23 protein-coding genes and 1 pseudogene are annotated in these 22773 nt (G+C 68.9%); 12 read left to right on the forward strand and 12 right to left on the reverse strand.

The annotated features are described in order from the left end of the window. The first annotated feature begins 1 nt into the window (after position 1). From IE660_RS06070 to IE660_RS06095, 6 genes and pseudogenes are all read left to right on the forward strand, one after another. On the forward strand, positions 2-664 hold the full coding sequence (locus IE660_RS06070) for a response regulator (protein ID WP_203567455.1): 663 nt from the start codon (positions 2-4) through the stop codon (positions 662-664). A 117-nt stretch (positions 665-781) separates the two neighbouring features. Next, entirely contained in the window at positions 782-1873 is a 1092-nt protein-coding gene (locus IE660_RS06075) for a Gfo/Idh/MocA family protein (protein ID WP_203567456.1), read from the forward strand. Between the two features lie 121 nt (positions 1874-1994). Further along, positions 1995-2177, forward strand: coding sequence for a hypothetical protein (locus tag IE660_RS06080; protein ID WP_203567457.1), 183 nt, complete (start codon positions 1995-1997; stop codon positions 2175-2177). Further along, positions 2174-2626, forward strand: a complete 453-nt coding sequence (locus tag IE660_RS06085; RefSeq protein WP_203567458.1) for an AEC family transporter — start codon at positions 2174-2176, stop codon at positions 2624-2626. Before IE660_RS06080 ends, IE660_RS06085 begins: the two co-directional genes overlap by 4 nt. 208 nt (positions 2627-2834) lie before the next feature. After that, positions 2835-3548 (forward strand): annotated as a pseudogene (locus IE660_RS06090) (ABC transporter ATP-binding protein); the annotation flags it as partial. Further along, on the forward strand, positions 3548-6007 hold the full coding sequence (locus tag IE660_RS06095) for an ABC transporter permease (protein ID WP_203567460.1): 2460 nt from the start codon (positions 3548-3550) through the stop codon (positions 6005-6007). The pseudogene IE660_RS06090 and the gene IE660_RS06095, both read left to right, overlap by 1 nt. A gap of 331 nt (positions 6008-6338) precedes the next feature. Here IE660_RS06095 and IE660_RS06100 read toward each other — a convergent pair whose 3' ends face one another. Continuing rightward, positions 6339-6731, reverse strand: coding sequence for a hypothetical protein (locus IE660_RS06100; RefSeq protein ID WP_203567461.1), 393 nt, complete (start codon positions 6729-6731; stop codon positions 6339-6341). A gap of 66 nt (positions 6732-6797) precedes the next feature. Next, positions 6798-8474 (reverse strand): formate--tetrahydrofolate ligase, encoded by a 1677-nt coding sequence (locus IE660_RS06105; protein ID WP_328701870.1) that lies wholly within the window; start codon positions 8472-8474, stop codon positions 6798-6800. Positions 8475-8586: 112 nt separating this feature from the next. On the opposite strand from IE660_RS06105, the gene IE660_RS06110 reads away from it, so the two are divergent. The 3 genes from IE660_RS06110 to IE660_RS06120 all read left to right on the forward strand — a co-directional run bounded on the left by IE660_RS06110 (position 8587) and on the right by IE660_RS06120 (position 11475). Then, positions 8587-9927, forward strand: coding sequence for an MFS transporter (locus IE660_RS06110; protein ID WP_328701871.1), 1341 nt, complete (start codon positions 8587-8589; stop codon positions 9925-9927). 61 nt (positions 9928-9988) lie between these two features. Continuing rightward, positions 9989-10408, forward strand: a complete 420-nt coding sequence (locus IE660_RS06115; RefSeq protein ID WP_203567462.1) for a CBS domain-containing protein — start codon at positions 9989-9991, stop codon at positions 10406-10408. A 149-nt stretch (positions 10409-10557) separates the two neighbouring features. Beyond that, the gene (locus IE660_RS06120) at positions 10558-11475 is read left to right on the forward strand and encodes a thermonuclease family protein (protein WP_203567463.1); all 918 of its coding nucleotides are present in this window, start codon (positions 10558-10560) and stop codon (positions 11473-11475) included. Between the two features lie 28 nt (positions 11476-11503). Here IE660_RS06120 and IE660_RS15775 read toward each other — a convergent pair whose 3' ends face one another. The 4 genes from IE660_RS15775 to IE660_RS06145 all read right to left on the reverse strand — a co-directional run bounded on the left by IE660_RS15775 (position 11504) and on the right by IE660_RS06145 (position 14633). Continuing rightward, entirely contained in the window at positions 11504-11824 is a 321-nt protein-coding gene (locus tag IE660_RS15775) for a type II toxin-antitoxin system PemK/MazF family toxin (protein WP_203567464.1), read from the reverse strand. Position 11825: 1 nt separating this feature from the next. Beyond that, on the reverse strand, positions 11826-12059 hold the full coding sequence (locus IE660_RS06130) for a ribbon-helix-helix domain-containing protein (RefSeq protein WP_203567465.1): 234 nt from the start codon (positions 12057-12059) through the stop codon (positions 11826-11828). Positions 12060-12102: 43 nt separating this feature from the next. Next, a complete protein-coding gene (locus IE660_RS15780; RefSeq protein WP_235997121.1) occupies positions 12103-13695 on the reverse strand; it encodes a hypothetical protein in 1593 nt (530 codons plus the stop codon). A gap of 758 nt (positions 13696-14453) precedes the next feature. Further along, positions 14454-14633 carry a hypothetical protein gene (locus IE660_RS06145; protein WP_203567467.1) on the reverse strand — a complete coding sequence of 60 codons (180 nt, stop codon included), beginning with the start codon at positions 14631-14633 and terminating at the stop codon, positions 14454-14456. 126 nt (positions 14634-14759) lie between these two features. On the opposite strand from IE660_RS06145, the gene IE660_RS06150 reads away from it, so the two are divergent. Next, entirely contained in the window at positions 14760-15359 is a 600-nt protein-coding gene (locus IE660_RS06150) for a hypothetical protein (protein ID WP_203567468.1), read from the forward strand. 39 nt (positions 15360-15398) lie between these two features. Here IE660_RS06150 and IE660_RS06155 read toward each other — a convergent pair whose 3' ends face one another. The 4 genes from IE660_RS06155 to IE660_RS06170 are packed head-to-tail and all read right to left on the reverse strand — an operon-like array spanning position 15399 to position 17769. Continuing rightward, positions 15399-16316, reverse strand: a complete 918-nt coding sequence (locus IE660_RS06155; RefSeq protein ID WP_203567469.1) for a hypothetical protein — start codon at positions 16314-16316, stop codon at positions 15399-15401. Continuing rightward, positions 16313-16738 (reverse strand): hypothetical protein, encoded by a 426-nt coding sequence (locus IE660_RS06160; protein ID WP_203567470.1) that lies wholly within the window; start codon positions 16736-16738, stop codon positions 16313-16315. Before IE660_RS06160 ends, IE660_RS06155 begins: the two co-directional genes overlap by 4 nt. Continuing rightward, positions 16686-17114, reverse strand: a complete 429-nt coding sequence (locus IE660_RS06165) for a hypothetical protein (protein WP_203567471.1) — start codon at positions 17112-17114, stop codon at positions 16686-16688. Before IE660_RS06165 ends, IE660_RS06160 begins: the two co-directional genes overlap by 53 nt. Position 17115: 1 nt before the next feature. Further along, on the reverse strand, positions 17116-17769 hold the full coding sequence (locus IE660_RS06170; RefSeq protein ID WP_203567472.1) for an SAF domain-containing protein: 654 nt from the start codon (positions 17767-17769) through the stop codon (positions 17116-17118). A gap of 225 nt (positions 17770-17994) precedes the next feature. Between IE660_RS06170 and IE660_RS06175 the strand changes: the two genes are divergently transcribed. Beyond that, positions 17995-18177 (forward strand): YegP family protein, encoded by a 183-nt coding sequence (locus tag IE660_RS06175; RefSeq protein WP_203567473.1) that lies wholly within the window; start codon positions 17995-17997, stop codon positions 18175-18177. A 107-nt stretch (positions 18178-18284) separates the two neighbouring features. Beyond that, positions 18285-19334 carry a DUF2332 domain-containing protein gene (locus IE660_RS06180; RefSeq protein WP_203567474.1) on the forward strand — a complete coding sequence of 350 codons (1050 nt, stop codon included), beginning with the start codon at positions 18285-18287 and terminating at the stop codon, positions 19332-19334. A gap of 218 nt (positions 19335-19552) precedes the next feature. Here IE660_RS06180 and IE660_RS06185 read toward each other — a convergent pair whose 3' ends face one another. Together IE660_RS06185 and IE660_RS06190 are read right to left on the reverse strand one after the other, a co-directional pair. After that, the gene (locus tag IE660_RS06185; RefSeq protein ID WP_203567475.1) at positions 19553-19855 is read right to left on the reverse strand and encodes a LacI family DNA-binding transcriptional regulator; all 303 of its coding nucleotides are present in this window, start codon (positions 19853-19855) and stop codon (positions 19553-19555) included. A gap of 431 nt (positions 19856-20286) precedes the next feature. After that, complete coding sequence (locus tag IE660_RS06190; protein ID WP_203567476.1) at positions 20287-22698, reverse strand: sodium-translocating pyrophosphatase; 2412 nt, start codon at positions 22696-22698, stop codon at positions 20287-20289. Positions 22699-22773 lie beyond the last annotated feature (75 nt).

Here is a 22773-nt window from a genome sequence, read left to right on the forward strand (position 1 = left end):
GATGACCGACCAGATCCGTGTGCTGCTCGCCGACGACCAGGCGTTGGTGCGCAGTGGTTTCCGGATGTTGATCGAGGCCGAGGACGACATGGCTGTGGTCGCCGAGGCCAACAACGGGGTCGAGGCGCTCGAGGTGCTGCGCCGCGCCGAGGTCGACGTCGTGCTGATGGACATCCGGATGCCGGTGATGGACGGGGTCGAGGCCACCCGGCGGATTGCCTCGTCGCCGCTGACCACCAAGGTGCTGGTGCTGACCACCTTCGACCTGGACGAGTACGTCTTCGCCGCCCTCAAGGCCGGGGCCTCCGGCTTCCTGCTCAAGGACGCGCGCCCCACCGAACTGCTCAGCGCCATCCGCAACGTCGCCGCCGGTGAGGCCGTGGTCGCCCCGTCGGCCACCCGCCGACTGCTCGAGCACGTCGTCCCCACCCTGCCCTCGGCTCCGGGACACCGCGACAACCGGCTCGACGTGCTCACCGAGCGCGAACGTGAGGTGCTGGTCGAGATCGCCCACGGGGCGACCAATGCCGAGATCGGCTCGACCCTCTACATGGCCGAGGGCACCGTCAAGACCCACATCGGGCGCCTGCTCAGCAAGCTGCAGTGCCGCGACCGGGTGGGGCTGGTGCTGCTCGCCTACGAGACCGGGCTGGTCAAGCGCTGACCGACGATCCGGGCGTGGTGACCACGATGTCGCCCCGCCCTCGTGGTCACCGAACCGCGACGATAGGCTGAGGGGGCGCGCCGAGGCTGCCCGGGCATCGGCGAGAAGGAGTCACTGATGACCTGGAAGATCGGCATCGTCGGGGCCGGCAACATCTCGACGCAGTACCTCACCAACCTCACCAGCTACCCCGACGTCGAAGTCGTCGCGATCGACGACCTCATCCCCGAGCGCGCACAGGCGCAGGCTGAGAAGTTCGGTGTGCCGGTCTGGGGCCCGGAGAACACCGTCATCAACATCCCCGAGGTCGACCTCGTGGTCAACATCACCCCGCCCGAGGTGCACATCGACGTGTCGACCCTGGCGATCCGCGCCGGCAAGCACGTCTGGAGCGAGAAGCCGCTCGGCCTCAACCGCGAGAAGGCCAAGGCCCTGCTGGACGAGGCCAAGGAGCGCGGCGTGTGGGTCTGCTGCGCCCCTGACACGGTGCTCGGCCCCGGCATCCAGTCCGCCCTGCGCGCCTTCGCCGACGGTTCAGCCGGGCGCCCGATGGCCGGTGTGGCGATCATGCAGCAGCCCGGTCCCGACCTGTGGCATCCGGACCCCGCCTTCTTGTTCCAGACCGGCGCCGGCCCGACCCTCGACATCGGCCCGTACTACTTCACCTCGCTGGTGCTGGCTCTCGGCCCGGTCGTCTCGGTGACCGCCGCCGGCGGCAAGGCCCGCGACAAGCGCACCGTCATGTCGGGACCCAAGGAGGGCACCGACTTCGACGTCACCGTGCCGACCACCACCAACGTGCTGCTCAAGCACGCCAACGGTGCCTCGTCGATGTGCATGTACTCCTTCGACTCCGGCCAAGTGCGCATGGGCATCCTGGAGTTCCAGGGCAGTGACGGCACCGTCGTCGCCCCAGACCCCAACATGTTCGACGGCCCGACCACCCGCCACGCCGGTGGCAAGGCCGACGACGGCGTCATGGCCGAAGCGGCCGGCAACGGCCGCGGCATCGGTGTGGTCGAGATCTACCGCGCTGTCAGCAAGGGCCAGGCCCCGCGCCTGCAGGGCGAGCTCGCCTACCACGTGCTCGACATCATGCTGGCCGTCGAGGAGTCGATCGCCGAGAACAGGACCGTCGAGATCACCTCGGTTCCCCCGCAGGTCGATCCGCTGCCCGAGGGCTGGGATCCCCTGACCAAGGCCGAGTGACGTCGACATCGTCCAGCTGACGACGTCATGACCTGACCGACGACGGCGGCGGCGCCCACCAGGGTGTCGCCGCCGTTGCTCGTGACACACCCGCACCACCCTTGAAGGAAGGGACCCCGCCGTGAGCGGTGTGCTCCAAGGCTTCCTGGTGATCGGCGTGATGATCGCCGCCGGCTACCTCACCAAGCTGTTCGGGCTGGTCCGCGGCGACATCGAGGAGGGTCTCAGCAGGCTGGTCTTCTTCGTGATGACCCCCTCGACATCCTCACCATCCAGGGTGAGCGGAGCCTCGTCCGCTCGGTGACCCAACCGCTGAAGAACCCGGTGATGGTCGCCACCCTGCTCGGGGTGCTGATCTCGGTCTTCTCCGTCCCGGTGCCGGCCTTCGTGGTCGAGCCCTTCCGGCTGATCGGCAATGCCTCGGTGCCGTTGGTGCTGATCGCCTTCGGCATGTCACTGCACGGGCAGCGTCCGTTGGTTCCCGGCAGTGGACGACGCGACGTGCTGCTGGCCGTCTCACTGAAGTTGTTGGCCATGCCGGTGATCGCCTGGGCCCTGGGCCGGTTCGCCTTCGGGCTGAGCGGCAAGGACCTGTTGGTGGTCACCGTGCTCGCAGCACTGCCCACCGCCCAGAACGCCTACGTGTTCGCGCTGCGCTACCAGCGGGGCATGGCGGTCGCCCGCGACGCCGCCCTGGTCGCCACCGTGGGCTCGATCCCGGTGCTGCTGCTGGTCACCGCGCTGCTGACCTGAGGGGTGACCGGTCAGACCTGCGGGTCACACCAACGGCCATGGTTGGTCGCCGAGGGTGCGACTTGTGGCTGATTCCCCCCAGAAAGGGTGGGCGGCTGCCACTGGGCGACCCTAGGCTCGACCCCGGCGAGCGCCGAGCTCGTCCCCAGACAACGAAAGGCACGCCGTGAGCGCCATGCCCCAGCCCCAACAGGCCCCCGAGGTGGTGGCCCAGGCCATCGACCTGGTCAAGGTCTACGGGTCGAAGACCAACAACGTGGTCGCCCTCGACCAGGTCAGCGTGGCCTTCGCCCGCGGGTCGTTCACCGCCATCATGGGCCCCTCGGGCTCGGGCAAGTCGACGCTGATGCACTGCCTGGCCGGGCTCGACCGGATCACCGCCGGGCGCGTCTTCCTCGGCGGCAAGGAGCTCAACGCCCTCAACGACTCCCAGCTCACCAAGGTGCGCCGCGACAACGTCGGTTTCGTGTTCCAGGCGTTCAACCTGCTGCCCACCCTCACCGCACGGCAGAACATCCTGTTGCCGCTCGACCTGGCCGGTCGCAAGCCGGACGAGGGCTTTTTCCGTCAGCTGACCGAGTCGCTCGGCCTGACCGACCGGCTCACCCACCGGCCCTCGGAGCTGTCGGGTGGTCAGCAGCAGCGTGTGGCGATCGCCCGCGCGATGATCACCCGTCCTGACGTGATCTTCGCCGACGAGCCCACCGGTGCGCTGGACTCCAAGACCGGCACCCAGCTGCTGGAGTACATGCAGCGCACCGTGCGCGACCTGGGCCAGTCGATCATCATGGTCACCCACGACGCCAAGGCCGCCGCCTACGCCGACCGCGCCCTGATCCTGCTCGACGGGCGCATCGTGGACGACGTGCCACAGCCCACCGCTGACTCGGTCAACGCCGCCCTGGCCCGGTTGGAGCGCTGATGTTCTCCGACGCCATTCGCGAGGTGCGTCACCACCCGGGACGCATCGTCGCCACCCTGATCGCCATCGCGATCTCGGTCGGCTTCATGGCCGCGGTCTCGGTCTTCCTCGAGACCGAGAAGGGGGGCCTGGCCAAGCAGCTGAACCGGCAGTATGCCGGCGCCGACGTGCTCGTCCAGCGCCAGACCCAGGACCGTACCGACGCCCAGGTCATCGAGCTGATCAAGTCCAAGCCCGGTGTGGCCGCCGCCGAAGCGAGTTGGACGACCTTCGGCCCGGTCGAGAAGGGTGACACCACCCTCTACCTGCAGCTCTACGGCACTCCCAGTGAGACCTTCCGTTGGTCGAAGGTCGTCGAGGGGGCGTGGCCGCAGGGCACCGACGAGATCGCCCTGCCGCGTGACCTGGCCAAGAAGCTCGACGTCGCCGTCGGCGGCGAGGTCTCGCTCGGCGAACAGAAGATGAAGGTCTCGGGCCTGACCGACGACCCGCCCTCGCGGCTCATCCAGAACGGCTACATCTCCCCCGAGCTGATCACGATGATGAGCTCTGGTGAGGACGGGAAGGCCCCGGCCAACACCTACTTGATCAAGGTGGCCGACGGCACCACCCCCGACGCGGTGGTCAGCTCACTGTCGGAACTGACCAGCAAGGATGCCAACACCGGTGAGTCTGCGTTCCGCGTCGAGACCACCGAGGCCGCCATGCAGGACCAGCTCAAGGAGCTGACGATGGGCGTCGACGCGCTCAAGTACGCGCTGATGGTGTTCGCCGGCATCGCGCTGCTGGTCGGCATGATCATCATCGCCAACACCTTCACCATCCTGATCGCCCAGCGGCGCCGCCAGATCGGCCTGCTGCGCGCGGTCGGCGCCAGCACCTCACAGGTGCGCAAGCGGTTCATCGGTGAGGCGATCGTCCTCGGACTGCTCGGCTCGCTGCTGGGTGTCGCCCTGGGCTACGCGATCGCCGCCCTCGGCTCGTGGGTGACCGGCTCGCTGCACTGGGGCCTGGCCTTCCCGTGGCGTGACCTGCTGGTCGAGATCGGCGTCGGCGTGCTGATCACGCTGCTGGCCGCGCTCGTCCCGATCTGGCGCACCTCGCGGGTCGCACCCCTGGAGGCCCTGCGTCCGGTGTTGTCGGCCGACTCACAGAAGCGGGTCTCGAAGGTGCGCGCGATCATCTGCACCGTGTTGCTGGTGCTGGGCATCGGCTTGTCGGTGCTGGCGCTGACCAGCGAGAAGAACTCGGTCTTGATGGCCCTGGGGTCGGCGTTCCTGATCACCTTCGCGGTGCTCGGCGCGGCGCCGCTGTACGTCGCGCTGCTGATCAAGGGCTGGGGCAAGCTGGTCGGGCTCACCGGTCCGACGTCACGCCTGGCCACGATGAACGCCGCCCGCAACCCGCAGCGGGCCGCGGCGACGGCGGTGGCGCTGATGCTCGCCATCGGCCTGATCATCACCCTGCAGGTCGGGGCTGCCACGGTGCGCGAGACGGCCCTGTCGCAGATCGAGGAGGACATGCCGGTCGACGTGGTCGTCGGGCTGTACGCGATGGGCGGCCCGGACGAGGAGTCGGTGGCGCTGCCCAAGGAGGTCATCGCCAAGATCGACTCGCTGCCCAACGTCAGGGCCAAGGCCCTGCTGCAGGGTGGGGCGACCAACGACGGACGCGTGATCGTCGCGCTGAACCCGCAGGTCAAGGACGTCGCTCCGATGGCGCCCGACAGCATTCCCGACGACGTCGCGCTGGTCAGCGCCAACATGGCCGAGATCCAGTCGACCGAGACACTGCCCGGGGTCAACGGCGAGATGATCACCCTCAAGCTGCAGGCCTCTCCCGCGGCCGGCGACGGCATGGTGGTCAACGACGCGACCCTGCGCAGGCTGGTCAAGGACCCGCAGCCGGCCCAGTACTGGTTCGACCTGGTCGACCGCGAGAACTTCGCCAACACCCAGCGCCAGCTCAGCCAGTTGTCTGCCGAGTACCCGAACCTGATGATCGGCGGCGGAGCGTTCGAGGCCTACCTGATCACCCAGATCCTCAACATCATGTTGGCGATCACCTCGGCACTGCTCGGGGTCGCGGTGGCCATCGCCCTGGTGGGTGTGGCGAACACGCTGGGTCTGTCGGTGATCGAACGCACCCGCGAATCCGCGCTGCTGCGGGCCCTGGGGATGCCACGGGTCAAGCTGCGCCTGATGCTGCTGATCGAGGCGATCACCCTCGCCCTGGTTGGTGTGGTGGTCGGCGTGATCGCCGGCGCCTACTTCGCCTGGCTCGGCATCAGCGCGGTGTTCAAGGAGGCCGACATCGATCGGGGCATCAACTTCGCGATCGACTGGCAGCGCACCCTGGTGCTGGTCGGGATCGCCGTGGTGGCTGCGGCCATCGCCTCGATCCTGCCGGGACGCCGCGCAGCCATGGCCACACCGACCGAGGCCCTGGCCATCGACTGAGGGCCTGTCCCACACCCACGGTGTCGCAGGATCGCCCCGGTGTCTCTCAGGATTTGTGTCATGAGGGCGCCGGGGCAATCCATGCCGTCAAGGGCGAGTCGCCACCAGGAATGTGCGGATTTGTGTGGCCGCTTGACGAGAACCTGAGAAAAGGCGCACACTAACACCATCCTGCAAGACCGGCGTGATCCAGTGTTGGACCGCTGATCGCGGATCATCAGACGCCCGGGGGGCTGCTGGGGGTGACCAGTAGCCCCTTGGTGCATTTCTGGGCCCTCTCACTCCTGGCTGGTCGACTGACGATCGGCAAGCGAGCGTGCCGAGACCCCGCTCAGCCCTCCGCGAGCCGCTTGGCCAGGAACTCCGCGAGGTCACCGGACTCGCCGTCTCGTCCGCCTCGGTTGACCACCAACGGCGGCGGAGCCGCCTGCAGCCGCACGCCCCGCAGCCGGTCCATCAACGAGCCGGGCACGACCAGCGGGTAGTAGTTGCCGTCCTCACCGATGGCCAGCGACTTGTTCTTGCGGATGTACCAGCCGCGCTTGTCGGTCTTGACCTCCTGGCCCGAGAACAGGCGCGCCCTGAGCCGCTCGGTGGGAATGCCGCGCTCGGTCATCTCGCGGACGAAGTCGTCCACCAACTTCTGCGCCGCCGCGGTCTCACCGCGAGCGTGCGACTGGCTCAACTCGAGACGGCGGCGGGCGTCCTCGGCGTTCTGGCTCATGGCGCAAGACTAGGACGAGGCGTCTCGTCCCACCCACAAGTGGGCCCAGCCAGAACCCAGCTCGGCTCAGAACAGCCCGACGATGTTGCCCTCGTCGTCGATGTCGATGTTCTCGGCCGCCGGGTGGCGTCCCAGGCCGGGCATGGTCTGCATGTCACCGCAGATCGCGTAGACATAGCCGGCCCCGGCCGCCAGGCGCACCTCACGCACCGGCAGGCGCCACCCGGTGGGAGCGCCCTTGCGGGTCGGGTCGGCCGACAGCGACAGGTGGGTCTTGGCGATCACCACCGGCAGGTCGCCGTGGCCCAGGTCGGCCATGTGGGCCAGGTCGCGCCGGGCCTGGGGCGACAGGTCGATGCCGTCAGCCCCGTACACCCGCGTGGCGACGGCGGTCAGCTTGTGCTCGAGCGACTCGACCCACTCATAGCTGGTGCGTACCTCGCCCGGCTGCTCGCAGGCCTCGACCACGGCCCGGGCGAGTTCGAGGGCTCCCTCACCGCCGTCGACGACGTGGGTCGACTCCGCGCAGGCCACGCCGAGTTCGGCGGCGACGGCGCGCACCTCGTCCAGCTCGCTGCGGTGGTCGGTGGGGAAGACGTTGATCGCGACCACCGGGGTGATGCCGAAGCCCTGCACGATCTGCACGTGCTTGATCAGGTTGACCGCGCCGGCACGCACCTCGTCCGGTCGCTCCTCGAGCATCTCGGGCGGCAGTCCCTTGCCGGCGACCACCCGGTGGTGGCCCGAGTGCAGCTTGAGCGCGCGCACGGTGGCGACCACGACGGCGGCGGCGGGGCGGTAGCCCGAGATCTGGCACTTGAGGTTGACCAGGCGCTCCAGGCCCATGTCGGCACCGAAGCCGGCCTCGGTCACCAGGTAGTCCGAGCAGGCCATGCCCACCTGGTCGGCGATGATCGACGAGTTGCCGGTGGCGATGTTGCCGAAGGGTCCGGTGTGCACCAGCACCGGGGTGTGTTCGGTGGTCTGCATCAGGGTGGGCTTGATCGCCTCTCGCAGGATCACCGTCATCGCACCGGCGGCCTTGAGGTCGTCGGCGGTGACCGGGTCGCCGCCCCAGGTGTAGCCGACGACGATGCGTCCGAGCCGGGCCCGCAGGTCTCGCAGCGAGGTGGCCAGGCTGAGCACCACGCCGACCTCGCTGGCCGCGGTGATGTCGAACCCGCTCTGGCGGGGCACCCCGTCGGTCTTGGGACCCAGCCCGACCACCACGTGGCGCAGCGCCCTGTCGTTGAGGTCGACGACCCGAGGCCACGAGATGGTCTGCGGGTCGATGCCGAGTTCGTTGCCGTGGTGCAGGTGGTTGTCGATCATCGCCGCGAGCAGGTTGTGGGCCGAGGTGATCGCGTGCAGGTCGCCGGTCAGGTGCAGGTCGAGGGTCTCCATCGGAATGATCTGGGAGCGTCCGGCCCCCGAGGCGCCACCCTTGATGCCGAAGGTGGGGCCCATCGACGGCTGGCGCAGCGCCAGCATCGGACGATGCCCCAGCCGGGCCAACCCCTGGGCCAGGCCGACCGCAGTGGTGGTCTTGCCCTCGCCGAGCGGGGTGGGGGTGATCGCGGTGACCACCACGTAGTGCCTGCCCAGGTGGGGGTGGTCGACGTCACGGGCGGCCAGGTCGATCTTGGCGACGTGTCGTCCGTACGGTTCGACGTGGTCGGCGGCGATCCCGGCGGCAGCGGCGACCTCGGAGATGCTGGTGAGCTGCGGTGACGTCTGTGGCACGCCCCCGATTACACACCATGCCCGCCGCGCTCGCCGGTGGGGGCGACGCTTCGCCCGCTACGCTGGACGAGCCCGGCCGCCCGTGCCGACGGCAGGGACGAAGAGGCGGTTCGTGGAGATCTGGCGGAGCCTGAAGCGGCTGTGGCGCCATCGCCAGTTCCGCAAGTTGCTCGGCGTGCGGATCGCCACCCAGGTCTCGGACGGCACACTGCAGGTCGGCATGGCCAGCTATGTGCTGTTCAGCCCGCAGAGCCAGCCCAACGCGATCGCCATCGCCACGGTGCTGGCGATCACCCTGCTGCCGTTCTCGGTGCTGGGTCCGTTCGCCTCGGTGGTGCTCGACCGGTGGTCGCGGCAGCGGGCGATCGTGGTGACCGACGGCATCCGTGGGCTGATCGCACTGTCGCTGGCGGTGCTGGTGTGGTCTGGCGACCGCTCGGCGCCGGTGCAGTCGGCGATGTTCGGGCTGTTGCTGGTGGCCATGAGCCTCAACCGCTTTCTGCTGGCCGGGTTGACCGCGGCGCTGCCGCACACGGTGACCCCGCGCGACTACCTGACCGCGAGTTCGATCATGCCGGTGATCGGGCCGTCGGGGGTGATGGTCGGCGGGCTGATCGCTGGCGGGCTGAGGCTGCTGTTGTCGCCACGGTTCATGCCGGCCCACCACGCCGACGCGATCGTGTTCGTGGTGTCGGCGACGCTGTTCGCGGTGTCGGTGAGCCTGGGCTTCCTGTTCCGCAAGCACGACCTGGGGCCCGAGCGCGGGCTGGCTGCGCCCAGCCTGAGGCAGGTGTGGCCAGACTTGGCCGACACCTGTCGCCACCTCGGCGAGCAGGGGGCGGCCCGGTTGGGTCTGCTGGTGATCACCGCGCAGCGGTTCCTGTTCGGCGTGATGATGGTCGGGGTGATCCTGGGCTACCGCAACCACTTTCACGAGGTGCACCGGGTCAACGCGGCGATGGCCGACATGGGGCTGTGGGCAGGCGCGATGGGCGTCGGGTTCGTCCTGTCGGCGGCACTGGTGCCGCCACTGGGGCACGCGATCGGGCTGCGTCGCACGGTGCTGGTGCTGCTGGTGGCCTCGGGGTTGGTGCAGGCGATCCCGGGAGCGATGTTCACCCGTCCGACCTTGGTGGCCTCGGGCTTCGCACTCGGCTTGTTCGCGCAGGCGCTGAAGATCTGCATCGACACGGTCTGCCAGGCCCACGTGGCCGATGCCCACAAGGGGCGGGTGTTCGTGCTCTACGACATGGTGTTCAACGGGGCGATCGTGGTGGCCGCGGTGGCGGCGATCTGGCTGCTGCCGCCGACCGGGTTGTCGGTGCCGGTGTTCGTCGGGCTCGGGGTGGGCTACCTGCTGCTGGCCGCCTCGTTCTGGCACGGCTCGAGACGCCAGGGTGATGCCGGATTCAACGCCGGTACCGGGCTGGTGCCTGCCGACGAGGCCGCCTGACCCGACTCCCCCGGTGTGCGCGGGGTCTTCCGTTCGGCGTGGCTCGATGGTTCGATGAGGCATGCGCGTCCAAGACATCCTCGCCAAGAAGGGTTCAGCGGTGCTGACCCTGCCCTCGTCCGCGCCGGTTGCCGAACTGCTGGCCACGCTCGCCGACAACCAGGTCGGGGCGGTGGTGATCATCGAAGACGACCAGGTGGTGGGCATCGCCTCCGAGCGTGACGTCGTGCGGCACCTGCGCGACGGTGCCGCCAACGACACCCCGGTGTCGGCGCTGATGACCACCGAAGTGGTCAGCTGCTGCCTGGCCGACGAGATCCAGTCGCTGGCCGAGACCATGACCAACAAGCGGTTCCGCCACCTGCCGGTGGTCGAGGAAGGCCGGCTGGTCGGGATCGTCTCGATCGGCGACGTGGTCAAGAACCGGCTGGACGAACTCACCAACGAGCGCGACCACCTCAGCAACTACCTGCACGGCTGAGTTCGCCGGCGGCGACACCAACCCAGAAACATGCGGTGACGCACCGCTGTCTGTTTCGGCCCACGGGCAGAGCACCGTTGCCGCGCACCTCCCCCACCTGACCGAGCCGTATTCTGACTGCGCCGTGGTCGCGACGGGGGGGGTGGACGATGGGCCAGTGGGCCAAGGGGCTGTTGCTCCTGGTCGTCATGGCCGTGGTGGTCACCCTGGTCGTGCGCGGCTGGCGTGCCGAGGACGATCCGGGGGCAGGTGCGACCGACCGAACCGTTCCCGCGGGAACGTCTTCCCCCTCCACCGCACGCCGATCGGGACCGACCCAGACCCCGTCGGCGCCGGCGACTGAGACTGCACGCCAGGTCGCCGCCACCGTGGAGTTCGTGATCGACGGCGACACGATCATCGCTGACATCGCCGGCACGGAGACCACGGTGCGTCTGCTCAACATCGACTCCCCTGAGACCCGACCCAACGAGCCGGCCGACTGCCTGGGCCCGCAGGCCACCACGGCGCTGCGGCAGATGCTGCCCAAGGGCAGTCAGGTGATGCTGGAGTACGACCTCGAGCGCCGTGACCGCTACGGCCGAACACTGGCCGGGGTGTACCTCGACGGTCGTCTGCTCAACGTCGAGATGGCCCGCCGGGGGCTGGCCGTGGCGGTGCTGTTCCGACCGAACGCCAAGTTCCACGGCCAGGTCGTGGCAGCCCAGAGACAGGCCGAGGCCGCGAAGGTCGGAATGTTCGATCCCACGGTCGGCTGCACGCTTCCGGCCAGGGTCGCCGCCGCGCAAGTGGACCTGCCCAGACCCAAGGGCACCACGCTGGCCGCAGCCCAGACCGACCTGGCCAGGGTGACCTCATCCATTGGACGGGCGCGCGCGCGGGGGGCCGAGTTGGACGAGGCTGCCCGCGGCCGCCACCCGGTGTGGGTGGCGGCCTTCCGCGACTCCGCGCCGCAGATGCGGCGGCAACTGCTGTCGTGGATCGCCAAGGCTGAACGAAGCAGGGCTGAGCACCAACGCCACGTGGCGCGACTCAGCGCCGGGGCATCAGTGTCGCCGAGTCGCTGACCGGCCAGGGCTCGGGGCGAGGAGTGGCTCAGGCATCGTCCATGAGCGGGATCTCCAGGTCGAAGGCGAGCACCACCGCCCTGGCGAGCAATCTCTCCTGCTGTTCGGTCAGGTGGCCCACGGTGCGTCCGAGCAGGCTGTTGGGGACCGTGGTCACGTTGTCGAGGGAGATGACGCAGTCGTGGTCGAGGCCGTTGGCCGGGCCGACGGCGACCTCGCTGGAGAGGCCTTTGACCGCGCTGGTGATGGGGGCGACGGTCACCTTGTTCATCGCGCCGCGCGCTCCCTCGCGGGTGAGGACGAGCACTGGCCGCGTCTTGTCCAAGCGGGCCAAGCAGATCTCGCGCACGTCAGTCGTCCGGCGACAGGTGACCGACGGTCCAGGCCACCAGGTCGTCGAGATCGTCCGCAGTTGCCGAGGTGGCGAGGATCTCGGCATCGCGCAGAGCGGCCTGCCGCCGCATCTCGCGCTCGAGTGCCGACGACACGATGGCCGCGCGGCTAGGGGCGCGACCGCTGGCCACGAACTGGTCGAGGAAGCGAACCACCTCGTCGGGCAGTCGGACGGCGATCTGGGTGGTCACACGTCCAGCATACCGGTCTGCATCCCATATTGGGATGCACGGCTCAAACACGACGTGTCCTGGCTCGTCCCTCGATGGCGCGCTGCAACGCGATCACGGTCTCGGGCAAGAGGTCGATGCCGGTCTCGCGAACGCGGCGGGTGAGCACCACTGCCCAGCGGTCGACCTCTGTCCGGTTGCCGACACTGGCCTCGACACTCACCAGAGCACTGATCAGCAACTCGTCATCGCTGGCAGCGACCAAACCTCGCTTGAGCGCCCAGCGAGCGGTCTCGGCGTCACCGGCCTGCACCGAACGTTCGGCCAGGACGAGGGCAATGTCGCGAATCGTCGACACCATGTCGCTTCGCCAGGTGTCGGCCCAGTGCCACTGGCCGGGTGCTGCGTCGGCGAAGGGCTCGCCTCTCACCAGCTCCAGTGCCTCGACCAGGCCTTGGCTCGGCGTGAGGTTGACCCCTGCAGCGATCCTGGCCTGCAGGTGCTCCCAGTCGCTGGTGACCCGGGCGTCGAGAGCGATCCGGCCCGTGTAGGCGTCGGGCAGGTAGGGCTCCCCCTCGGACGACGCACCCAACCACGTGCGCAGTCGACTCATGTTCGAGCGTCGGGTGCCCTCGGCCACCAGCAGCGCCTGCCCCATCGCCGGCGCGGTGCGTCCGGGGTGCTGCAGGATCCAGGCGCAGTACTCGGCGCACTGCTTGGCAGCCTTGCTGGGCGATTCACCGCGGGTCCCGAGTAGTTCGACCGTGCCGAGCACGAGCAGGACGGGGTGCTCGGTGCCGGTCAGCAGCTCGGGCATCTCGTCCTCCTCTCGTGCGGTGATGGTTGGTCGGTTGTGGATCGTCGGGATGCCATCGGGAGGCTCGTCCGTCGACCACCACGGGGCATGGGTGGTGTCATCCCCAGTGACCACGCGATTCAGGTCGACGAGTGCTCGTCGGGCGGGCTCACCGATCAGGAAGGGGACGAACCTGGTGTCGCCGCGCTTCAGATGGGCCTCAGCGACAGTGGCCGAAACCCGCTCCCCCACCTCGGGGGAGCGCTCACTGCCCTTCCAGGCGGGCAGCACGAGGCCCATGCCCGGCGCGAGGGCCTCGAGCAGCCGGGCTCGTTGGGCCGCGCTCGGGGAATCTGTCACGACGAGCACCTCGGGCACGGCGTCGACGTCAAGGTCGCCGCCCACCCTCCGACGCTCGGCCCCGGACCGCATCCAGCCCTCGAGGGCCTCGTCGAGTTGGTCGACATGGACGAAGCCGGGGTGGTCGAAGCTGGTCACCCATGCCAGGTCGGCACCGACCACGGTCACGTTCGTTCCAGCCGCCCAGTCCGCGCAGGCCAAGGAGGTGACCATCGCCCCCATGAGGTCGGCGGCCTCGTCCCCCTCGATGGTCGTGACCCCGGCGCCTGCCAGGTCGAGAAGGACGGATCGTCCGTCGGAGTCCTCACCGACCAGGACGGTGGTCGGTGCGGTGTCGACTTCCGGCAGCGCACGACGCGCAGGTCGGTCAGCGATGTGGCAGATCGCCTGCGCGAAGTGGCTGGAACTCGCATCTGGGTGAAGGAGTTGTCGCCCCAGGGGTCGTTGGTCCAGTTGCCGGCGACGCCGCGTGACCCATGCCCCCGCGACGAGCGCTGCCATGGCGCCGCTGACGCCAAGGGCTGCCAGGGCGACCACGCGATCGTCCTCGGCCGAGATACCAGCGTCGACCGACTCGGTCTGCGATGGACATGACGCCGATCTTCTCGTCGTCCCCGACGGCGGCGTCGCACTCGGCAAAGTCGTCCCATTCGAAGTGGTCACCGCCGATGGCGTGGGGGGCGGCCTCCGCCAGCAGCGCCAGCTCTTGGTCGGTGAAGGTCCTAAGGTCATCCACCAGCCCCCACATCCACTGCATCCTGCGTTCATGCCAGGGTGCGCTCGGGTGCTGCACGGCCCGACCTTCTTCCACCTCGAGGCCGCTGTCCTCCACGGCGGCCACGAAGTCGCACACCGCCTCAAAGAGTGCCCACCGGAAGCGCAGTAGCACGCCTACGGGACGCCTCGAATCGCCCCTGGCGTGGCGTACGTCATCTTCCGTCAGGTTGTCGAACATCAGGTGGGGCTTCCCGGCACCGTCGTGGATGATGAAGGTCTTCTCGATGTGGTTCCCGCTGAACGCTTCGCTGGCGGCGTCCGCAACTGCTATGGCGCGGTAGGGGTCGTCCGGTCCCGGCACGCTAGGCCACCGGCTGGTGTTCCCGTTCTTGGCTATGTGTTCAGCCCTGAACGCCGCAAGCTCCGGCGTAATCGTGGTGGTCATGGTCCTGTTTCCCTTCCAGTTGCGCCGGGCCACCGTGACCCGGACAACTCCATGGCACCACCCCCGCAAGCCCCAACCCCGGCTACTGGCTGCCCAGTTAGTAGACGGCCTCCCGCTCCCACAACCCGGTAATGGCGTTGAAGTGGTAGCCCGCCCGCGCCAGGTTCTCCAGGCGGTCCGCGACGTCCTCGAAGGGGTCGGGTGGCACGCTGCCGCTGGGCTGGACCGACCCCCGCGCCAGCAGCTCCCGCGCCAGGGGTTGCATGTAGGGCGCCACCCATCCACCCCACAATCGGGTGGACCATCTGGGGGTGGGCGCAGTCCCCCGGGGGACCATCAGGGGGGTGTTCGGGTGGACCGGGCGGGGGAGTAGGCGGGGTGGAGCACCCTCTAGAGTGTCGCTATGCCTGCCGCTCAGCTGTGGACCATTGTCCTAACGGGAGTCTTCGTCGTGCTGGCTAGTGGCCTCGGGCAATACATCGGTGGGCGAATGGCCGATCGTCGAGCAGCAGCTGACCGCGACGTCCAGCAGCGGCAAGCATTCTTGGCTTCGGCAAGGGTCCACTATCAGGCCGCCCTAGACCAACTGGGTGACACCTACAAGCCTGCTGATCGCGGGGCCCACACCCGGACTTTGGCCATGCTTCGGCTCACTGACGGCGACGTAGCCCGGGCATATGCGGTCGCCACGAAGGCCCACCGAAAGCTGACAAAGTACACGCAGGACATGGAAAGGGCGATATCGACGGAGGTCTTGCGGGAGGTCATGCGGGAACCTGGCCGCTTCCCAAACCAGACAGAGGCGAACGCGTGGGCACGCAAGACCGCTTTCGAGCGCAGCCAGGCGAAGTTGTCCGAAGAGTCCGAGAAGTACGAGCAGCTGTTCCGGGACTACGTGGTGGCGTACTCCTCCCTTACTGATGCTATGGCGAAGTCGCTTGGGGTCGACGGTGCGGCGACGTTGGAGCTTATGGCGCTCAAGCAGTCAGCGGCTGAGGATTAGTGCGGTGGAGCGTCACTGGGGCGGCCGGCAACTGCTTGTTCAGCAGGCTTGTTCATGCGAACAGGGTAGGGGTTGCGTCGCCATCACGGAGCGATCCGTTGTCAATAGTTGTTCACCCACCGCCGCCTGATCGCCGGAGACGACGATGGACTTCTTCGCCAGCACCGACTGGAACAGGAACCGCGCCAGGTGCTCAGGCATCATGCCGCCAGAAGCCAGGTCGGCCAGTGACACCTCGGTCAACAGGTGCTGCCGCACGACCAACGAGGGTCGGTAGCTCAACCCGAAACCGATGGCGTGCAGCCGGAACCGGTCACCAACCGCGATGGTCATCATCGGGTGGGCGTCATCGAAGGGACGAGGCGGAGTTGCGGTCTCGCCGAGGAAACGAATGGCCTCGACCAGTTCCTCGTCGGAGTCGGCGACAGGCTCGAGGGCGACGCGACGTCCGTCACCGGACTGCGCGACGACCGAGTCCCAGCCGTGCACCTCGATGTTCTCGGCGTCCGCGATCTCGAACAGGGGCTGCAGGCGCCCGAACCCGAAGATCGCGTCCATCACCGCGCGGGTGTGCAGGTGCTCGTCGTCGGCATCCCACAGGGTCTGACCCGCCGCGACGAGTTCTTCGGCTCGACGTCGCACCACCTGGCGGACGACCGATCGTCCCAGCACCCGGCGGTCGTCCTCGGGCATCCGCCGGCGCGCCTCGGACTCCCAGTCGGAGATGCTGCGGCTGATCTCGTCCGAGGCTCTGCGCCGCAGTTCGACGACCTCACCCCAGTCGACCAGACGTCGCTGGGCGGCCGCATGGCGTTCGGGTGCGCGCGGCGGGGTGAGGGCCGAAGGCGCCCCGAAGGCCGCTCGATGCCTGACCGGCGCCACCACCGCATCGTCGGACTCCAGGCGCCGTAGCGCCACCGCCAGTGCCTCGCGTGTGCTCAGGGTGGGTTGGTTCATCGTCCGACCCCCGCGGGCACAGCGACGTCGGAGCGTGCCCTGGTCCCCACCATGGTCGACAGCCTCAAGGCGGACGAGCGCAGCGCCTTGGCCCACGACCCACTGTCGAAGCGGCGTGGCGCAGGTGCAGCGTCACTGAGCACTGCCGCATGCCTGGGCTCGTCAGGCAGTACGGCCAGCGCAGGGACGCCGAAGTGGCTGGTGATCTCGGCCGACTGGTAGGGCTGACCCTCACCGATCACCGCCATGCCGCTCCGGGCCTGGGGAGCGGCGAGATCGAGTGCGTCGAGCAGGCCCGGCAGGTGCAGACGCAGCGCGGCCAAGGCGCGCAGCGAGCTGCGGGTCACGACCAGCACGGTGTCGGCATGCTCAAGCAGGGGCGACGGCAGGCCGGATCCGATGCGTCCTGCGTCGACGATCACGTCGATCCCCGGCGCCCCGAGCTTGTGCAGTGCGGCCGCCATCGGCGCCCAGATCGGCGTGAAGAGGTCTGCCCCCAGCCGGGTGGGTGAATCCTGCGAGGTACCGGCGCTGGGGAGCAGCCGAGGCCGGGAGGGGAACTGCCAGCTCCCACGCCGCCTGGGCGAGGTCGCGGCGCTCACGATGGGCCTGCGCAAGGGCCATCAGCCCTCGTCCCGCGGTGGGGATCTGGCTGAGGTAGCCGGCTTCGAGCGCCTGCGACGGCACCCGGTCGGCATCGACCAGCAGCACGTCTCGTGGCCAGTGCAGGGTCAGGCCCAGGGCGGTGGTGGTGACACCGGGTGACCCGGTGGCAGAGGCGAGGACGAGCAGCCCCATCTCACGACCTCGGCCTCTTGAGCAGCACCAACTGGTCGGCCGCTGCGAGCTGGGCGACGCGTACCGCATCACCCTCGTCGACCTGGACGTCGACCACCCAACTCGTTCCGTCCTGGAGTTCGCTGGGGGCGGTGACCACGACAGCCTCGATCGGCTCTCCCGCCGGCTCGTCCCCACTGGCGCCGGCCTTGCCCGAGGCGACCGGCACCAGCAGCACGCGAGTGCCGGCAGGCATGGCCTCTTGGGGCAGGCGTCCGGCACCCAACCGCAAGCCGACCACCGCAGCATCCTCTGACTCCGGCTGCCCAGCCGATCCCGGTCCGACCAAGGAACCAGCGGGCAGGTCGGTCAGGGCCTGCTTGCCGACCAGGTCATTGATCTGGCTGGCGGGGATGGTCTTCACCCCAGGTGCCTGCCCGATGGTGGACGAGGCCAGGTCGCCCGCCTCGATCACCTCGCCTCGCGCCACGTCGCGCACCATCACCACGACGGAGTTCGACTCGGTCGACTGGCTCCAGGCCGTACCCACACCGAGCCCTCCCAGCGCCGCCAGCAACACACCGACCGCGACCAGGCGCGGCGAACGGCGCGCCCGCAACGGCCCGGTGGCCGGAGCGATCGCACTGCCTGGTGGCGGGGTCGGCGCTGGAGACATGGGAGCGAAAGTAGTTCGTCAGAAGGTCACCATCCAGCGGGGTTTTCCGATCTGTGGACAACTCAGTTCCGCAGGTGATTCGTCCACAGTCCCCAGCGAATTGTCAGTCCCCTGTGCCCGAGGCTTCCTGATGACCAGCTGACTTCGGCTGACGCCGCTCGTCCCACCCTTTGGGCTCACACCGAGGCCGAACAGTGGGGTTCGGCCCTGAACAGGAGCAGTCGCATGGCAGGCAAGTTCGAGCTCCACACCGACAGCGCGGGCAAGTACCGCTTCCGCCTCAAGGCCACCAACGGGCAGGTCATCGCCACCAGCCAGGGCTACGAGTCGAAGAAGTCGGCGCTCAACGGCATCGACTCGGTCAAGAAGAACGCCCCCGAGGCCCCGATCGTCGAGGTCGAGGACTGAGCTCGCGCTCGTCATCGTCGTGTCCACAGCCGGCTGTGGACGAGACTCCGGCCCTGTGGACACGAGGCGGACGGATGTCCACATCGAGACTGGCCTAGCCTGACCCGATGGAGCCCGCCCACACCACCGACGTCGCCGAGCGCTACCGCCGGTTCGCAGCCAACGAGACACCGCAGCACTCGGCGGTCTACACCGCGTGGGCCCAAGGCGTTGCTGGCGACCCCGAGACCGCCGGCCTGATCGGCACCCTGCCGCTGCGCGAACGCCAGCCCAACCTGGTGTTCACCGTGGCCAGGGCAGTGTCGCCGGGGTTGGTCGACACCGACCAGGCCACCGCACGCCCTGACGAGTACGCCCGCCTGCGCGAGGTGTTGCACACCCGCTGGGACGAGGTGCGTGCCCTCACCGCCACCCGGCACACCCAGACCAACGAGGCCGCCCGGCTGGCGGTGCTGCTGCCTGCCGTCCACACCATCCACAAGGCCTGTGGAAAACCGTTGGCCCTGGTCGAGCTGGGAGCATCGGCCGGGCTGCTGCTCCATCCACAGGCCTGGACCCACCGCTACGTGTCCCGCGACGGCGACCTGCTCGCCGAGGTCACCTCGACCGATCCCGTGGGTGAGCTCGACGTCACCGTCAAGGACCCCTCGGTCGGCCTGCCCGACGCGCTGCCGCCGATCGAGTGGCGGGTCGGACTCGACCTCAACCCGCTGGACGTTCGCGACCCTGAGGTCGTCGAGTGGTTGCGGCTGTTGGTGTGGCCGGGGCAGACCCATCGGCTGGCCCGGTTGGACGCCGCGATCGAGGTAGCCCGGCGCGATCCGGTGCTCGTGCTGCCCCGAGACATCACCCATCCCGGTGTCGTGGACGAGGCCCTGGCGCTGATCCCCCGCGACCTGCACCCGGTGGTCTTCCACGCCGCCGTGCAGGCCTACCTGTCCGGCGACGATCGGCACTCACTCAGCCGGCGTCTGCTGGAACTCTCTGCCTCTGGAGCCTGCAGTTGGGTCAGCTACGAGGGTGCGCAGATCGTCCCGCCGGTGGACGAGGCGCTGACCGACCAGCAGCGCGCCGAGCTGCGCAAGGGGGCGTTCGTGGTCGCGATCGACGGACGACCCGCCTACCAGGCCGACGGCCACGCCCACTGGATCCTGTGAGGCGGGCCAGACGGCGACTCACGCCGACTGGCGCACCACCAGCGCGCTCTCGACCGTGTGTGATCCGCTCGGATCGGCAGCCCGATCGAGCAGCAAGCCACAGCCCGAGAGGCCAACTCCTCGACCGGGTTGGTGACACTGGTCCAACCTCGGCTCTGCGCCACCGGCGAGTCGTCAGAGGTCACCAATCGACGTACGCCAGCCCCGGCAGTCCCGGATCACCGACGAACACCGACGAACACCGCCGGACGCGGCTGCGCCAGCATCGCCCGGCCCAGGTCGTGCCCATGGTGCGAGGCCACGATCACTCCGTCGGCGTGCCCTCCGGTGATGAAGCTCGGCCACAGCTCCCCCGGTACGTCACCGGTGGTCAGCACGACCTGCAGCCCACGCCGGGTGAGCGAGGCGCTCGCCCCGACGAAGGCCCAGACGAAGTAGTCGTCGGTCAGCGGCCGCGCAGCTTCCTCGGGCACCAACATGGCCACCGCGGCGCAACTGCGGGTCACCAACGCCCGGGCCACCGCGTTGGGGCGGTATACGTTCCCACTCCGCAGTGGGGATGCGCGGCATGATCGAAAGGACTCAAGCACGATTCCCTTGCGGCGTCCTCGGACGCTTGCTCTCCTGCTCGGCCTGCTGCTCGCGCTGACCGGGCTGGGGTTCAGCCCGCGGGCGGCATCGGCCGCCACCACGACCCTCGACGACAGTGCCTTCACCTACACCGGCACGTGGCACACCGCGACAGGGTCCCAGTACACAGCTCAAAGAACAAGCGCTCGTCCACGATTGGTGTTCAGCCAGGCCCGACCTGCCCGGTCCAGTTGAGGGCCATCGGCGCCCCTCCGACACCTTTCTCCCGCACGAAAATCGAGGTCCCGCACCCACGTTGGTGCGGGAACTCGCTTTCGTGCGTGGGAAGGGGTGGGTGGACGAGCGGAGCCGACGTGGCCGGTCAGTGGTGGTGGTGACGCCGCTCGTAGTCCTCGTGCTCGAGCTCCAACTCCTCGAGCGCGCCGGTGCGATCGTGGGTGCCGTGCTCGGCGTCCCACTCGGGGTTGCCGGGACGACCGTCCAGTCCGGGGAAGCGTTCGTCGGTGCCGGCGATCGCGGTGCCCCGCTTGGACGAGTGGATGACCATGCCGATGGCCAGGCCAGCCGCGGCCAGGGCGATCACGTAGCGCAGCCACGAGGGGTTCTCGCCGAGGCTCGACATGCCCACCGCAGCCGGGGCGATCAGCACGGCCACCAGGTTCATCACCTTGATCAGCGGGTTGATCGCCGGGCCGGCGGTGTCCTTGAACGGGTCACCGACGGTGTCACCGATCACCGTGGCGGCGTGAGCCTCAGAGCCCTTGCCGCCGTGGTGGCCGTCCTCGACCAGCTTCTTGGCGTTGTCCCAGGCCCCACCGGAGTTGGCCAGGAAGACCGCCATCAGGGTGCCGCAGGCGATGGCGCCGGCGAGGTAGCCGGCCAGCGCCGGCACACCCAGGCCGAAGCCGACCGCGATCGGGGCGAGGATCGCCATCAGACCCGGCGTCGCCAGCTCGCGCAGCGAGTCGCGGGTGCAGATGTCGACGACCTTGCCGTACTCGGGACGACCGGTGCCCTCCATGATCCCGGCGATCTCGCGGAACTGGCGGCGCACCTCGAACACAACGGCACCAGCGGTTCGTCCCACCGCCTGGATAGCCAGGCCCGAGAACAGGAACACCACCGAACCACCGATGATCACACCGACCAGCACGGCCGGCGAGAACACCACCGAGGCCAGCTCGAAGGCGTCGTAGCGGTCGTTGAGCACGGTGGCCACGGCATCGGTGAACGACCCGAACAGCGCGGTCGCGGCCAGTACGGCGGTCGCGATCGCGATGCCCTTGGTGATCGCCTTGGTGGTGTTGCCGACCGCGTCGAGCTCGGTGAGGATCTGCGCACCCTCACCGTCGACGTCGCCCGACATCTCGGCGATGCCCTGGGCGTTGTCGGAGACCGGACCGAAGGTGTCCATGGCCACGATCACACCGACCGTGGTGAGCAGGCCACAGCCGGCAAGGGCGATCGCGAACAGTCCGACCACACCGACACCGCCGAGCAGGAACGCACCGAACACGGCGAAGGCGATGATCACCGCCGTGAACACCGCCGACTCCAGGCCCAGCGAGATGCCCGACAGGATCACCGTGGCCGGTCCGGTCAGCGAGGTGGCGCCGACGTCCTGCACCGGCTTGTCCTCGGTGCCGGTGTAGAAGGCGGTCAGCGCCAGGATCACCACGGCCAGCGCGATGCCGATGGCGACCGCCCCGAAGGCGACCAGTCGCGGGTTGTCGATGGGGCCGGCGAAGTCGTCGACGCCCAACTCGGTGAACGACCCGGGCAGGTAGGTGAACGAGGCGATCGCCGAGAGCACCAGCGAGATCGCCGCAGAGATGTAGAAGGCGCGATTGATGGTCTTGAGACCGTTCTCACCGGCGCGCGGCTTGGTCAGGTAGACCCCGATCAGGGCGGTGAGCACACCGATCGCCGGGATGATCAGCGGGAACACCAGTCCCGGCTCGCCCAGGGCGGCTCGTCCCAGGATCAGCGCGGCGACCAGCATGACCGCGTACGACTCGAACAGGTCGGCAGCCATGCCGGCGCAGTCGCCAACGTTGTCACCGACGTTGTCGGCGATGGTGGCGGCGTTGCGCGGGTCGTCCTCGGGGATGTTCTGCTCGACCTTGCCAACCAGGTCGGCGCCGACGTCGGCAGCCTTGGTGAAGATGCCGCCGCCCACGCGCATGAACATCGCCACCACGGCGGCCCCGAAGCCGAAGCCCTCGAGCACCACCGGGGCGTCACCGCGGAACACCAGCACCACGATCGCGGCGCCGAGCAGGCCCAGGCCGATGGTGGCCATGCCCACGGCCGCACCGGTGCGGAAGGCGATCTTCATCGCCGGGTCGCGACCCTCGCTGCGGGCGGCAGCGGCCACGCGCAGGTTGGCGCGCACGGCCAGCCACATGCCCAGGTAGCCGATCAGTGCCGAGAAGCCACCGCCGACCAGGAAGGCGACCGAGCGGGCGCCACGCAGCACCCACTGGTTGCCGTCACCGTGGATCGGCAGCACCAGCAGCACCACGAAGGCGACCACGGCGAAGATGCCCAGGGTGCGGAACTGGCGGGCGAGGAAGGCCGAGGCGCCCTCCTGCACGGCGCGGGCGATGGCACGCATGTTGTCGGTGCCGTCGTTGGCACGCAGCACCTGGGCGCGGAAGACCAACGACATCGCCACGGCGATCGCGGCCAGCGCGGCGATCACGACGACGATGGTCGTGTTGCCAGAGCTCAAGCTGATCTCGAGGGGAGCCTGCAGCACAAACAGGGGCATCGGGGATCCTCCGGTGGGGGCGAGAGAAGGCGACGATGCCTCCGGCCAAGGCTCGACGAGCTTGGCCGGGGTGAG

The organism is Aestuariimicrobium ganziense (assembly GCF_015352975.1).
Lineage (GTDB): Bacteria > Actinomycetota > Actinomycetes > Propionibacteriales > Propionibacteriaceae > Aestuariimicrobium > Aestuariimicrobium ganziense.